This window comes from Laspinema palackyanum D2c (genome assembly GCF_025370875.1).
In the GTDB taxonomy this organism is placed as follows: domain Bacteria; phylum Cyanobacteriota; class Cyanobacteriia; order Cyanobacteriales; family Laspinemataceae; genus Laspinema; species Laspinema palackyanum.
In genome coordinates this window covers 1-14,077 of the sequence record NZ_JAMXFD010000036.1, presented here as the reverse complement: position 1 = coordinate 14,077, position 14,077 = coordinate 1, and the positions used below count along the sequence as shown (strand labels likewise).

Annotated in this window: 10 protein-coding genes; 5 read left to right on the top strand and 5 right to left on the bottom strand. The window is 48.0% G+C overall.

Translation table 11 applies throughout. The features are described 5' to 3' along the window. Window positions 1-105: 105 nt before the first annotated feature. From NG795_RS25735 to NG795_RS25725, 3 genes are all read left to right on the top strand, one after another. The gene (locus NG795_RS25735; RefSeq protein WP_367291457.1) at window positions 106-1,359 is read left to right on the top strand and encodes a PQQ-dependent sugar dehydrogenase; all 1,254 of its coding nucleotides are present in this window, start codon (window positions 106-108) and stop codon (window positions 1,357-1,359) included. A gap of 34 nt (window positions 1,360-1,393) precedes the next feature. Continuing rightward, window positions 1,394-2,161 carry a superoxide dismutase gene (locus NG795_RS25730; RefSeq protein WP_367291456.1) on the top strand — a complete coding sequence of 256 codons (768 nt, stop codon included), beginning with the start codon at window positions 1,394-1,396 and terminating at the stop codon, window positions 2,159-2,161. Window positions 2,162-2,332: 171 nt separating this feature from the next. After that, window positions 2,333-4,504, top strand: a complete 2,172-nt coding sequence (locus NG795_RS25725) for an amylo-alpha-1,6-glucosidase (protein ID WP_367291455.1) — start codon at window positions 2,333-2,335, stop codon at window positions 4,502-4,504. Window positions 4,505-4,751: 247 nt separating this feature from the next. Here the strand turns inward: NG795_RS25725 and NG795_RS25720 are convergent, their stop codons facing one another. Beyond that, a complete protein-coding gene (locus NG795_RS25720) occupies window positions 4,752-6,161 on the bottom strand; it encodes an SBBP repeat-containing protein (RefSeq protein ID WP_367291454.1) in 1,410 nt (469 codons plus the stop codon). 148 nt (window positions 6,162-6,309) lie between these two features. Here NG795_RS25720 and NG795_RS25715 point away from each other — a divergent pair, with 148 nt between their 5' ends. Continuing rightward, window positions 6,310-7,713, top strand: a complete 1,404-nt coding sequence (locus NG795_RS25715; RefSeq protein WP_367291453.1) for a sensor histidine kinase — start codon at window positions 6,310-6,312, stop codon at window positions 7,711-7,713. 65 nt (window positions 7,714-7,778) lie between these two features. On the opposite strand, the gene NG795_RS25710 is transcribed toward NG795_RS25715, so the two are convergent. From NG795_RS25710 to NG795_RS25695, 4 genes are all read right to left on the bottom strand, one after another. Beyond that, entirely contained in the window at window positions 7,779-8,111 is a 333-nt protein-coding gene (locus NG795_RS25710) for a hypothetical protein (protein WP_367291452.1), read from the bottom strand. A 169-nt stretch (window positions 8,112-8,280) separates the two neighbouring features. Beyond that, entirely contained in the window at window positions 8,281-8,940 is a 660-nt protein-coding gene (locus NG795_RS25705; RefSeq protein WP_367291451.1) for a DUF4157 domain-containing protein, read from the bottom strand. 1,105 nt (window positions 8,941-10,045) lie between these two features. Continuing rightward, window positions 10,046-11,068, bottom strand: a complete 1,023-nt coding sequence (locus tag NG795_RS25700) for a pentapeptide repeat-containing protein (RefSeq protein ID WP_367291450.1) — start codon at window positions 11,066-11,068, stop codon at window positions 10,046-10,048. Between the two features lie 268 nt (window positions 11,069-11,336). Next, the gene (locus NG795_RS25695; RefSeq protein ID WP_367291449.1) at window positions 11,337-12,266 is read right to left on the bottom strand and encodes a structural protein; all 930 of its coding nucleotides are present in this window, start codon (window positions 12,264-12,266) and stop codon (window positions 11,337-11,339) included. A gap of 797 nt (window positions 12,267-13,063) precedes the next feature. Here NG795_RS25695 and NG795_RS25690 point away from each other — a divergent pair. After that, window positions 13,064-14,074, top strand: a complete 1,011-nt coding sequence (locus tag NG795_RS25690) for an AAA family ATPase (RefSeq protein WP_367291448.1) — start codon at window positions 13,064-13,066, stop codon at window positions 14,072-14,074. Window positions 14,075-14,077: the final 3 nt, after the last annotated feature.

Sequence of the window (14,077 nt, the reverse complement as noted above, 5' to 3'; positions counted from 1 at the left end):
TATTCCCAAAACCGCCGTACCCATTATAACCGAATACTGGCAGTTCTTGAGGTTTACGCTCTTATATTAAGGGGTCACTCTACCTGCTTAAATCGGTAGAATCCAATGACTGAGGTTTTAGAGTTGATGATGAAGTTAACCCATATTCTCCCCCTCCTATCCATCGTGAGTTTAATGGGGGTGGCCAGTTGTACCGCCCCCTCCGGCGCATTGCTGGAAAATAACACCACCGGACAGGGGATCCGGCCCCAGGAACAGGCCCAAGGGGTTCCCACCCCCAGTAGTGAGGCCGCTTGTATCTTGGTAGAAAATAGCTTTGGTCCCCAAGGTCAAGTCAATGTTCGGGTAGAAGAGGTCGTGAATGGACTGGATGTTCCCTGGGGGATTGGGTTTTTGCCCAATGGGGATATGCTGGTCACGGAACGAAACGGACAGGTGCGATTGGTCCAAAACGGTCAACTGCGGCCCGAAGCAGTCGCCAATATTACGGTTACGGCCAGGGGTGAGGGGGGACTGCTGGGAATTGCCATGCATCCGGATTTTGCCAGTAATCGATTCTTCTATATTTACTATACTGCCGATACAAATGGCTCATCAGTTAACCGAGTTGAACGATGGCAACTTGCCCCAGATGGGTTAAAGGCGACTCGCGATCGCATGATTTTGGATAATATTCCCGTCGCACAATTCCATAATGGCGGACGGATTCGCTTTGGACCCGATGGGATGCTGTATATTGGCACAGGAGATGCCCGGGAACCCGACTTATCCCAAGATGTCAGCAGTCTCGCCGGTAAAATTCTCCGGGTCACTCCCGAGGGCGATGTCCCCCCGGATAATCCATTTCCGGGTAATCCCGTCTATATTCTGGGTATTCGCAATACTCAAGGATTTGATTGGGTGAATGAGTCAACCTTGCAAGTCACGGATCATGGACCCAGCGGGGAATTAGGCAGACGAGGCCATGATAAACTGAGTGTCGCACAAGCAGGGGATAATCTCGGGTGGCCGACCCTTGAAAGCTGTGAATCCCAGGCGGGATTAGTTACTCCTTCTATCGTCTGGCGAGAGGCATTACCTCCGGGAGGTGCGGCCATTTATACAGGAACGGCAATCCCTGAATGGCAAGGAAATTTAATCATCGCTTCTCTGCGATCGGAACATTTGCAGCGCGTGGTTTTTGACCCGGAATCTCCCCAACAAGTGCAACAGCATGAAGTGTATTTGCAAGGGGAGTACGGACGACTCCGAGAGGCGATCGTTGGACCTGATGGTGAGCTTTATATCACCACCAGCAATTGTGATGGTCGTGGCGGTTGTCCCCCAGATGGTGATAAAATTCTTCGCATCACTCGCTAAATTTTAATTAGATTCACCCATTGGAGATTTACCCATGAGTAACGCGAAAAAATGGCGGTTTGGTTCAGTTCTGGCCGGATTAATGGCTGTATTCCTGCTGATTGCTTGTCAGGGAATGGGTCAAACCAACCTGTCTCAAACGCCAGCAACCCCAACCAGTCCCGGAAATGAACTCAATGCTTCTCCGGCTGAATTACCCCCATTGCCTTACCCCTATAATGCCCTAGAACCCCATATTGATGCTCAGACGATGGAGTTACATCATGATAAGCATCATGCCAGTTACGTTAGTAATTTAAACAAGGCATTAGAAAATAATTCCAATCTGCAAAACCAAAGCGTTGAGGCATTAATCCGTAATCTAAATCAGGTCCCCGAAAATATCCGCACAGCCGTTAGAAATAATGGCGGAGGTCACGTCAATCATTCCATGTTTTGGGAAATTATGAGTCCCAATGGCGGGGGAGAACCCACCGGGGCGATCGCTCAAGCCATTAATGACACCTTTGGCAGTTTTGAGACCTTCAAAGAGCAATTTAATCAAGCGGGAACCAGTCAATTTGGCAGTGGGTGGGTTTGGTTAGTTCGCAATGCTCAAGGACAACTAGAAATTACCAGTACCCCCAATCAAGATAGCCCTTTGATGGATGGACAATATCCTATTATGGGCAATGATGTCTGGGAACACGCCTATTACTTGAACTACCAAAATCAGCGGGGGGAATATTTGAAGAGTTGGTGGAATGTCGTCAATTGGGAAGAAGTGAACCGCCGCTTTGAGCGCGCTTCTCAAGCGAGTTAATTTCTTACCAACCACCCTTTCAAACCCAAGGAATTTAAGGGGTGTGTTAGCAACTAAATAGAGGTGGTCAGTAATTTTAAAACCTAACACATCCGTTCCATTCCAGCGGTTCAGTGGTAATGCGCTGAACCCTCATCCGGTTCCCTCGTTTATAAATTACCTAAATTTAACATGAAAGTCACTGTAGAACCCCCTTTTTTAACCATTAATCATGGCAGCATATTTATGGTGTCTGAACTGGACGGACAAATTGAATGCGATAAGTTTCAAGGAATTTTTGCTGATGATACCCGGTTTTTAAGTGAATATGCCTGCTTTATAGACAATGCGTCATGGGTGCGGCTCACCTCGTCAGTCACGCGCTATTACGCCAGCAAAATTTATTTAACCAATCCCGCCATTTCTAGCCAAAACGGAGAAATTCCTAAAGGCGCGCTATCCTTAACCATCGCTCGAACTGCCGAACAGGGAATTCATGAAGACCTAGATATTACCAATCATAGCCTCGAAGCAGTCAAGTTTCATTTGGATTTAGAGATTAATTCCGACTTTGCGGATATTTTTGAAGTGCAATCCGGGGAATTCGTGCGCCGGGGGCAAATTGAAACCGACTGGGATAAAAAAGAGTATAAACTTTGCCATACCTATAACAATGGGGATTTTTATCGGTGCATGATCGCCCATTGGAATCACCTGACATCACCCCCGCATTATGCGAATGGTCGAGTCACCTTTCAGATTGAATTAGAAGCGGGTGCAAGTTGGCACGCTTGCTGCTGCTATATCCTGATTGATAACGAACACTGCCTCAACCCCATCGCCTTGTGCTATGACGAAGCCATCAAATCCGATGTAAATACCGAACTGCAACAGTTGCAGCAGCAGTGGCAGGATGTCTGCACAACCATCAACACTTCAAACGAGGATGTCAAGCGACTATACCGGCAAAGTCTCGAAGACATGAGTGCGATGCGCCTCTATGACTACGATATGGCTCCCGATGTGTGGCTACCCGCAGCAGGAGTTCCCAAATATGTGGCGCTATTTGGTCGGGATAGCTTAACCGCCAGCTTGCAAAATGAGATTATTCATCCGGGGTTTGCCCGAGGTGCACTCCAGAAATTAGGGCAGTTTCAAGCTAAGGAATACAGTGATTGGCAGGATGCACAACCGGGCAAAATCCTCCATGAACTGCGTCATGGGGAGTTGGTTTACTTGAAAAAAAGTCCGCGATCGCCTTATTACGGGGCTGCCGATACCACCCCCCTCTATACAATCGTCCTCCACGAAACCTGGAAATGGTTAGGAGATGACGCCCTATTAAAAGAGTACCGCGATGTCGCCCTCCGCTGTTTGGACTGGATCGATCGCTACGGGGATTTGGATGGGGATGGCTTCCAAGAATATCAAATGCGCTCAGAAAAAGGCATCGAGAACCAATGCTGGAAAGACTCCGGAGAGTCTATTATCTATCCCGATGGAACGCAAGTCAAATCCCCAAAAGCCCTGTGCGAACTCCAAGGCTATGTCTTTGATGCTTGGATGCGGATGGCGGAAGTCTTTGAGGCACTCGGTGAGAAAAAGAACGCCACGGAATTACAAGGCAAAGCCGAAAAACTGCGAGAACAATTTGAGGAACGCTTTTGGTGTGAAGACTTGGGATTTTATGCCTTAACCCTAGATCCAGATAAACAGCCGGTCCGTTCAATCACTTCAAATCCGGGTCATTGCCTCTGGAGTGGCATCGTCAGCCCAGAACGCGCTCAACGGGTGGTTAAACGGCTGCTAGAACCGGATATGTCTAGCGGTTGGGGGATTCGCACCTTGTCCTCAAACCACCCCTCTTTTAACCCCTTTTCCTATCATCTCGGGTCCGTCTGGCCCCATGATAACGGCATCATTGCCCTCGGATTTAAACGCTATGGCTTCCATGAAGCCGTTGCAGGTGTAGCAGCGGATATTTTCGAGACAGCCAGCCATTTCGCTTGCTATCGGATTCCCGAAGTCTATGCCGGAACAAAGCGCCAGATGGGAGCATTTCCCGTTCCCTATATTGAGGCGAATATACCCCAAGCCTGGGCCGCAGGTTCCGTCTTTCACCTAATCCAGGCCCTATTGGGATTACAAGCGGATGCACCCCACGGCTGCTTATATGTTGATCCCTATTTGCCCGCTTGGTTACCGGATTTGACCCTGTGCGATTTAGAGGTGGGGGATTCCTCGATTGACTTACGCTGTTGGCGCGAAGGCGATCGCACTTGCTGGGATGCCTCAGTCCGCAGTGGCACGATTTCCGTCCAGCAAAAAGCATGGCAACCCTGGGCGATACCGGCATCAGTATAGTCCTCCCAACTCCTAAGCCAGATCAACCCCAGGAGAAAAACCTGTGGGTTGATCGAGGCTACATCAACCGGATTGAATATCTATTTTCATCGTCTCTGTTCCTCTTGAACTGAGTATAAAATATCCCCACCCAGGTGCGAGTCCCCTCAATTAATCGCACCTTCCCGAATGTCTTCACAACCACATCAAGACAACATTGTATTAATAAAAGCCTTGATTTAAGCCCGATCGCTCCTTTCCTATCTCCTCAATTCTCCCACACTGAATACAAAATCTCCATACCTCCCTGCGGTTTTCCCTGTAACGGATTCACCGTAATCATATCACAGCCAGCCGTATCAGAAATCATAGCGGTTATCCCATATCCCGTAGCAATTCCCACCACTTGATTATTCCCTTTACACCCTTTATTCCAACTGACCATAAAGGTTCGAGTCCTCAAATCTGAGGGCACTGCTAAAACAAAATTATCAGCAGCGGCATAGGCCCCGGATTGACCCGAAATGGTAGATTCATTGCGATTGGCGAAACTGGCGGAAGATTTTCCTCCTATATATAAATTCCCCCCTTCATCAGCAGCGATCGCCCGGGGGATAATCGTATTTCCTCGGCCATTACTCAGGCGCGACAAGTTGAATTGCCCAGCGTGAATTTCCCCAGTAACTGGGTCAAATCGAGCATAATAAGTAATATGATTCGAGGCCGTATTATAAGGATGATTGTAGGGGTCAAAGATGACATTCGGAGCATCTTTGCTCAAGTCTCGGGGGTCATATCTAAAAATCGTATTACCTCCAGCACTTTCCCCGGCAAAATAGAGGTTGCCATCTAATCCCAGGGTGAGGCGACTGCCTCGGGTATCGGCACAGGAAGAGTTCCCCCTGTGTGCTTCCCCATGAGTCCAATCATAATTGGTCCAGTTCAGATTTCCCTGATAATCATAACTGCGAATAAAAGCCACTTGCAATTGCCGACATCCCCCGCGATCTTTCTGGGTATATCCAGTAATGATAATGGATTGACTGGAACTATGAATGGCCACATCTTCTACAAATTTCCCCGGGATGGTAAATTCGGAGACAACGGTTCCCATTTCGTCAAAAATGGTGATTTTCTTGTTAAATAAAGCGGCAATTTTGCCATCGGTTCCCATTGCCACCCTGCGGCCATTACTCATCGTGGCACTCCCGCCACTGCCTAACTCCTGATGCCAGAGTAAAGTTTGAGCGTCGCCTAACAATGCCAAGCCAAAATCTCCGACAACCGCGATTTTTCCGGTCCTGCCATTCACTTCAATATCATCGATCATCCTCCCCATGCGCGTCAGGGATAATAGCTTTCTCCCCGTAGCATCCGTCTGAAGAATCACCCCATCTCCACCGCCGACTAAGTTAACCGGAGTGAGGCCAAAATTATGGTGAGGAATTTTTCCCGTGAACAAGATGGTTCGGTCGGGACTAATCGCCACGGCAGTCCCAAAATCATCAGCGTCACTTCCTAAATAAGAGGCGGTAGAAACGTTTAAATTATTCGTTGCCTGGGCTATATTGGCTGTAAAGTTTAGGGAAAGAATAAAATTATCTGCCATCGCCGCTATCCAATACAGGGGAACGAGAGTGAAAGTAAAAATCAAGAAATATCGCCTATTAAAAGTCATAGAATTAAAGGATTACCTAGTTTCACCCTCTTGCAGATTAGGCCGCGCAATCCTAGTCGGTATGGGTCACGGTCCTGCCTTCGCGGGTCGGGGTTTTAGTTGAAATTTCACTCTACAATTATAATAAACCTACAGGATTATCGGAGAAATGTTTCAAGCAACGCGCCGACGGTTAGCGATTTGGTACGCAGCACTCACAGCCGTGTTGCTGCTGGTGTTTGCTACGGGATTTTATGTGTATGTTCGGAGTACGTTAATCGATCGCATTGATGACACCCTCAAGCACGTTGTGGAAGTGGTGGAACGATCGCTGGCGATCGATGAAAACCCCAACACCGGACAATATACCGTGAATGTTGTCGCCAGTTTCCGCAACAATGCCAAAACTGTCGAAGATGACCATATCGATTTAGAATGGTTTAGTCCCACGGGGGAATTATTATGGTCTACCCTCTGGGAACCCTTAGAAATACCCCTGCACCCGAAAAAGAATGGGGAAACAGTACAACTGTCTCAAGGACAACTCCTGCGCCAATTTACCGATCGCGTGGAAATGGGACGGCAAGTGGTGGGATATTTGCGAGTCAGTCATCCCTGGTTTGAAGTTACCAAACCGATTCGCCAGTTAATTATTGATTTAAGTTTGGGCACCTCCCTGATGGCAATTGCCATTAGTGCGATCGCCTGGTTACTGTCAGGATTAGCAATGAAACCTGTACGAGAATCATACCAGCGTCTCAAACAGTTTACCTCTGATGCCTCCCACGAACTCAGAAATCCCATCGCCACCATTCAAACCAATGTGCAAGTGGCCCTTGCGGACCCGGAATTAGATTCGCCCATCCATCGCCAGCAATTGCAGTTAGTAGAACGCTTGACGCGCCGCATGGGACGATTGGTGGATGATTTGCTGTTTTTAGCCAGACAAGATAGCGGCATGGTGAAGGTGAGGAAACAACCTGTGCCAATGGATGCCTTATTGATGGAAGTGATGGAGGAACAGGAGGCGATCGCCTCCGCAAAAGGCATTGAATTGGTGTTAGAAATTATTGATCCTCCCCATAGCGCTAATCCCCCTCCGTCCCCTCCTCGGGATATAGAAACCGAACCGGGTCCGGATTTTACCATCCCCGGAGATTGGGACCAACTGGCGCGACTCTTTACGAATTTAGTCAGTAATGGATTGCAATACACAGGGAAAGGGGGCCAAATTGCCATCACCTTAGAATGTAGCGCGGTGAGCAATCGCCCGAGTGGCAATGGCGGCATCCAAGTTACGGTGAAAGATAGCGGAATCGGCATTCCCCCGGAGTCAGTGCCTCATATTTTCGATCGCTTTTATCGGGTGGACCCAGCGCGGAGTCATGAACCCCAACAATCGCCGGAATGGGGTTCTACGGGGTCCGGATTGGGACTGGCGATCGTCCAGGCGATCGTGGAAAATCATCACGGTTGGATTCGGGTAGACAGTCAGATTAATCTCGGCACTACCGTCAGCGTTCTCCTTCCCCTGTCCAAATCCGACCTAGAAAAAGCGCACCCCGAGGCATAAATCTGCAAAGGACAGAGCGAGTTTGAAGGATATCATCGCTCTGATTCCCCTGCTCTATTTCAGTGCTAAACTTCGATTTGTGACTGTCCGATGCAGATTGCACAGGAGCATCCGAGGGCATCCCGGATCGGGTCACTTCCAGACCCCTGGGCAATCAAGGCCCCCTGATGGGGGATTTCCGGAGTCATCCATACTGAGGCTAAGTTGCCGGAAACTTGCGACAGCAGACTCGGATGTAGGGGAGTGGCGATCGCCCCGGATGGACCAATTTGCGTCACTTGGGAGACGGGTTGACTCAGATTAGACAGAGCAAACATCGGTTGCGCCGCAGCGAGGATAGAAGTAATCGCTAAGGTTAACGCTAAACTGAGGGCCGGAGCAAGTTTAAATCGAATCATAAGTTCTGCTTGTGCGAGTGGAGTGTCTTGAGTTGGGATGATGTTTAAGCGGACCATTTGTTCCTTCCACAATAGCACTAAACCCTCCGGACTGACTACCCTGTAAGTGCCTCTCTCTGTGGCGCGGACCCCCCCTTCAGGGTTGAAAATTTAGCCGGTGCCCCTGAAGTTATCGGGGACGGTAAGATCCGGGCATTTTTTGGGCTAACCCTTCCGCGAATTCTTTCTCGAAATCGAAGGCTTCTACTTCTAATTTATTATTTCTGTAGTTTTCTTTGGCCTTCTTATATTCCTTAAAATAGTGATAGCCAAAATTTCCTAAACTGCCGAGTTCTTCGTGCTGCTGGCAGTGGATGAGTTCGTGGGAGAGCAGGACAAGTTGCTCAAAGTCCTTTTCTTTCATCTCCTTCTTAATATAAATGGTGTTTCCATAAACTTGAGCGTTGGATTCACCGACATTAATTTTGAAACTCGCCGCCACCCAATCTTCCATTAAAGTAGCATTATAAACGACTTCCACCCGATCAACTAAATCGCCAAAATGGGGGCGTAAATATTCTTTTTGAATCTCGGTTAAAGGTTGTGGTTCAGCATTATTGGAGCGCATCACTTCGGCGGCTGCTTGATAAGCAACGGCTCCAAATTGACCCCAAGCTTCTTCTGGCATTTCTTTGGGAACTTGACCCCGGCAAATCTGGCCTCCAATGGTTTGGGCATTTGGGCAAGTGTGGCTTTCTGGATTAATCGCGGGATTACTGAAGGCTCCGAAACCCACGGTTACGAATCCCAGACAAGCACCAATTAAGTTGACTTTAAGGGAGGTGAGCATAACCTCAATACTGAACTTCTCTAGGGTTATTCTTGGCGGACTTTGACGCTCCCGGAAATCTGGTTCAAAGCCAGGTTAACCCCCTCTAAAATTGGCCAGATTTAAAGCGCCGGTCCTGGATATTTAAGCCGTGATCGCCGGGGTAAAAGTTCCCTGAATAGGGGTGAATCGTCTAGGAGGCTTGGGGAGCGATCGCCCTTGGAAATAGTTTACCCGGTTTTTAACTGAAAATTGATAGATTTTTTAGCGGGTTTCCCCAAGGTTTGAGGAATGAAATTCCAAATATCTCGCCGAGGATCAAGTCCTGCCACTTTCTAGTTCGATGCAGTTTCCGGGAAATTTTCTCGGGTACTGCCCAAGAATTGACTCGCTTTGGACGATTCAATTCCCCGGGGGGGAGCGGATCCCTCAAAGGGGGGGGTTTGAATCTCAACCCCCAGATAAACTGCCTCTGGGTTTCTATTTTCTAGCCTTTAAGAGCCTTCTGGGTTCGGCGGTTAAAACATCCTACGGGGGTTGACATTGTTTATAGATTTACCCCGTAGAGATACCCCATCCCACTGCTCCCAAAAAGTGATTTGGGCTACAATTGACCGTTAATTTAATCCGGCGATCGCTTCTACTGTCCCCTCTTTTTGCTGTAGTTCTAGGCAAATTGGCCCTATTTAGATTACCCCAGATTCTCTGAATTCTAACGATCGCCAGGGCCAATCCCCGGTGAATGGTAATTTGTACTCGGAATCCCTGCGGGTTTATAAGTTACCTCCAGTGCTTTCCTCAGCGCAGAACCTAGACTAGAAAACCTGGCTTAATCTGCCGGTAAGGCTCCGAATTTGAACATTTGAACCAGGAAAGGACCTCATCCAACCCAGTTGATACCGATTGGCGACAGGTCTACAATCCGGCTCATGACTCTTTAGGCTTAAATTCCCCTTTTCTCCAGGCTCAGTCCCATAAAGTTAACCTCTCATCTCTCATCCCTGACCCTTGGTTTTAGTCGTTCAATTCAACTCAAAAATCTTCATAGCCGATTATTTTAACAGTCAACCGAGCAAATTCCTACCCCAGAGCGGGAGTTTAAACGATTCGGGTGCAAGATCTCCGGTTAACGGCACTTTGCTGTTCTCCCATCGGGTAAAATAGCGTCACAAATTGTCCCTTGAGTAAAATCTACATTCTCAATCTCAATCCGAGTTAGATCCGCCCCTCGTAGATTAGTGCCGGTGAGTTCGACATCCCGGAAGGTGGCCCCGGTGAGGATTGCCCCCTCTAGGTCCGCACCCGAGAGAATCGTCCCCTCTAAACTCGCTCCCTGAAGCTGGACATTTCTCATCTGAGTATTAATCAAAATCGCCTCATTGAGGATGACCCCCTGCATATCGGCATCCAATAAATCCGCACCGGAGAGGTCCGCCTGGGTTAACAAGGCCCCTCGGAAGTTACTCGTGCTCAGGTTAGTATTTCTGAGACTGGCTCCTTGCATCTGTGCGCCTTGCAGGAACGCTTGCCGCGCACTGGCACCACTGAGATTGGCACTATTGAGAATCGCACCACTGAGGTTGGCATTGTTGAGGGTCACCCCAAACAGTTCCGCACCCGTGAGATTGCTCCCCTGGAGTTGAGCACCATTCAGGTTCGCTTGCTCAATGTAGATGCGGCTGAGATCCGTCCCGCTTAAATTAGCTTCGGTCAAATCTGCATTGGCGAGGTTAATTAAAAATAAAATGGCACCCACGAGCTGACTCCGAGATAAATTGGCCCCAGTGAGGTTGACCCCGGTCAGATTGGCCCCTCGAAGATTGACACTTTGTAAGTCCGCCCCAGTGAGGTTGGCCCCGGTCAGATTGGCCCCTCTCAAATCGGACCCTCGGAAATTGGCATTCGTCAGGTTAGAACCACTGAGATCCACACCCGTGAGGTCCGTATTGCTCAGGTTGGCCCCCGTCAGAATACAGGCTTGGCACTGATTCGTTTGCATCAAGCGCATCACCCCGGCTGAATCTTGCGATCGCCCAGGAAGCGCTAGGCAAACCGCAGCCAACATCACGATGCCAAATCCCATCCATCGGTAAATCTGCTGTGCTCGTAAACTCAATTTGTTGTTTTTGATGATTCGTTGATTTGCCATTCGTGGGGCCACCCCTGGAGTCCTGTAGAAAATCTTAATGTTCACCAGACGGTGATTTTAATCGATGTGCAACCCTGTAGCACCCTCTCTGTCCCTAGTCTATCTGAGGGGGGGGAATGGCTTTTAGGCTCAATCCGGTGGTTTCGTTTCAAGTCTGTTTCCTCTAAACCGAAGCCCAGGAGAGGCTCCATCCGTATCGCCGCACCTTGCCTGGGGTGTTGGTGGTTACAGACTACAAGTACCGTATTTGGTTTCAGTCCCTGCAATTTTATCGATCGCCCGGTTTGAGGCGAAAAATATAGACGAATTTTCGGCGATCAGCCGGGAGAATTTTCTTTAAAATTCCCTCCAGTTCGGCTTTGGTTCCCCCGCTGGCGATCGGCATTTCTTCAAACAGGGCAATCCATCCCTTTTTCATCCCAATTTCTCGCCAGCGATCCTGATAAATTTCGGCATACAACCGCCCCATTTCCTGGTAATATATAACTTTTAATTCTACAGTTTTTTCAACTAATTCTTGAATCTGTAATTCATATTTTTGTCGATGGTCTTCACTCTGGAGATAAATTTTCAGCCGTTCCCCATCGCTCAGGGGGCCCAGGTCATCATCGGGCTGAGGTTCTGGTGATTGTTCCCCTGCTTCAAATTCGGTCAAAGAGGCGATAATTCCAAATTTTTCCACCGCATGATGATAGGTTTCACTCAGACTCCCTTTAATGCTCAAGCCTAAATAAAAGGGATAGGCTTGTAAGGTTCCATCATAGATAATTTTGTTTTTAAAGGGTAAGAGCACCGTTTCCACCATCACCGGCAAAACGCTCCCGACCAGTTCCGGAAAGGGACAATCCAAGGCTAAAACCCCGTAGGCTTTACTCGGAGGGCGATCGTCAATTAACACGGCATATTTTTTTTGATAACTATAAATATAAAATCTTCCGGAAATAAAATTATTCCAACTGGCAACAATGGTGAGTAAATCTGGAGTAAATTTTAGGGGATTCTCTTCTGCAAATAAATCAAACAGGTAGGGATGAGTATAGAGTTGCTGGCGGAGTTCATTAACCTGTAGCGGCGTCAGTTCTGACATTTCCTCCGAGCCACCGAATCCTGCAAAAAGACCAAATTTTTGATTAACGTAAATTAAGATAGAATAGTATAGATGGTAAAATAAATCAATATCTGAATCGGCTAATTGCATAATAGAACCCCTCGATTTTATCCTGGGTGGCTTCTTTCTTTTACTATAGCCTGCCGACCCTACTTCAGAAACGGGAGATTCAGAATAAGGGCCCACAGAAGTATGAGCAACCTCTCCCGGGAGATTTCGGGTCAACACCTGATCTCTACCCCTCCTCTTGCCCTCAGAGCCTGGATAGAGAGGGTCTAAATGATTCCAACCCTAAAATTAATCCGTTAGAGCATCTTGCTGTCGTTTGCGCCGTAGGAAGCAAGATGCTCCCACTCCTGTATTGAGACGGGCTATAGACACCCGCCCACAAAATTTTCTTGCCCTCTTGACAAGGGTGTAACATATCTGTATTATGTTGGAATCAAAAGCCTAACTTTTTAAATTGCCATAAATTTGAATGGGGGGCGATCGCCTTCCCGGTAGAGCTCAACGCCGACAGTGTTTACTCCGGACATTAGTACCCCATCCAAAGCCATGCGATCGCCATGCTGCCACTAGAGAACTCGGACCAATGGAACCTATCAGCATTTCCAGGAGGAGACCCCGGGGAAATCGCCTAGGTCATTGACTCGGCGATCGCCCCCCATTGTTATTAACATTCTATCCGTAGGGACTTTATGAAAAACATCATCTTCATATCAGGAATTTTGCCATAATTACTTTGCCCCCATGTAGCAGCCGCATAATTTCCATCAACAGAAACTAACCGTTCCCTCTTATTTTCAAGAAAGGGCTAAGGTTTCCAACCCATTAAAGGCTCAGTGTAAACTTTTAGTTCAGTTCGGCCATCAAAACTCACTTAAATTATGGCATTTGGCAACTTTGACAACGGAAACGAACTTCGCGATCGCCAATCCAATCAAGACCGGGGATTACTGGGAGCGGGTTGGCGACCCTTATCCCGGGATTTTGATTGGGGTTATTTTTTCCATCTCGCGGCTAAAGACCCCTGGGAATTGGCCCACAAAACCTTAGATATGAGTAGTGATATTGCCGATGCATTAGGTCGTCAAAACTTCACTTGGTGGGCCAATATTTTAAATGTGTTTTCCGAATACACCCGGGGAGATTTCAACGAGTTTTGGGATTACATTACTCCCGCACCCGCTGGACCCAATTATCACACCGCCGATATGCTCACCGCAGAAACCCCCGTGGTTCAATTGGTTAGCCGGGACAGCATTCCCATTGATTACGTCCTCAAACGCCTCCAAGAGATTACCATTTTTAAAGTTCTCGACCTCTTGGGCCGGCCCAATTTGATTACCCAATATTACCAAGACCGGCATTTTTATTATCCCATCGAGCGGTTTTCCACTTGGGAGCGCATCGAAACAATCGGGACCGTTTATGCCTATTGGAAAAAACAGGACATTTGGCTGCAAATCGACCACCTCGGGCGCATTCAAAATATAGGCCGCAATCAATTTCAATATACGCTGATTGCCAACGATTTGCGATCGCTCATTAACAAAGCCACCTACAATTTAGCGGTCATGCTCAGTGGCTATCAAAGCCGTGTCGGTCAAGTTCAGAGCGAATTTCCCATTCGCACCTTTCCTACGGATATTCAAAGCTTTAGCGATCGCGTCCAAGAGGCCATCTTTACCCAACCTCAACTCGCCGTCCTTGTTCATGGTGCACCGGGAACCGGCAAAACCGCTTGGACCCAAGCCGTTGCCAAAGAAATTCTAGTGCCCTTGGGATATGTGATTTTTATTCTCGACCATGATGCTGTGGAAAATGGCTCTTTAGGACTTGTGGTGATAAATTTATCTAATGAATTTCCAAAATCTTCAATGTTCTTGAGTGGTTAAATC

Coding starts and splice junctions, on each gene's coding strand:
- NG795_RS25735 (WP_367291457.1), top strand. CDS start 106: ATGACTGAGGTTTTAGAGTTGATGATGAAGTTAACCCATATTCTCCCC.
- NG795_RS25715 (WP_367291453.1), top strand. CDS start 6,310: ATGTTTCAAGCAACGCGCCGACGGTTAGCGATTTGGTACGCAGCACTC.
- NG795_RS25730 (WP_367291456.1), top strand. CDS start 1,394: ATGAGTAACGCGAAAAAATGGCGGTTTGGTTCAGTTCTGGCCGGATTA.
- NG795_RS25690 (WP_367291448.1), top strand. CDS start 13,064: ATGGCATTTGGCAACTTTGACAACGGAAACGAACTTCGCGATCGCCAA.
- NG795_RS25705 (WP_367291451.1), bottom strand. CDS start 8,940: ATGCTCACCTCCCTTAAAGTCAACTTAATTGGTGCTTGTCTGGGATTC.
- NG795_RS25695 (WP_367291449.1), bottom strand. CDS start 12,266: ATGCAATTAGCCGATTCAGATATTGATTTATTTTACCATCTATACTAT.
- NG795_RS25725 (WP_367291455.1), top strand. CDS start 2,333: ATGAAAGTCACTGTAGAACCCCCTTTTTTAACCATTAATCATGGCAGC.
- NG795_RS25700 (WP_367291450.1), bottom strand. CDS start 11,068: ATGGCAAATCAACGAATCATCAAAAACAACAAATTGAGTTTACGAGCA.
- NG795_RS25710 (WP_367291452.1), bottom strand. CDS start 8,111: ATGATTCGATTTAAACTTGCTCCGGCCCTCAGTTTAGCGTTAACCTTA.
- NG795_RS25720 (WP_367291454.1), bottom strand. CDS start 6,161: ATGACTTTTAATAGGCGATATTTCTTGATTTTTACTTTCACTCTCGTT.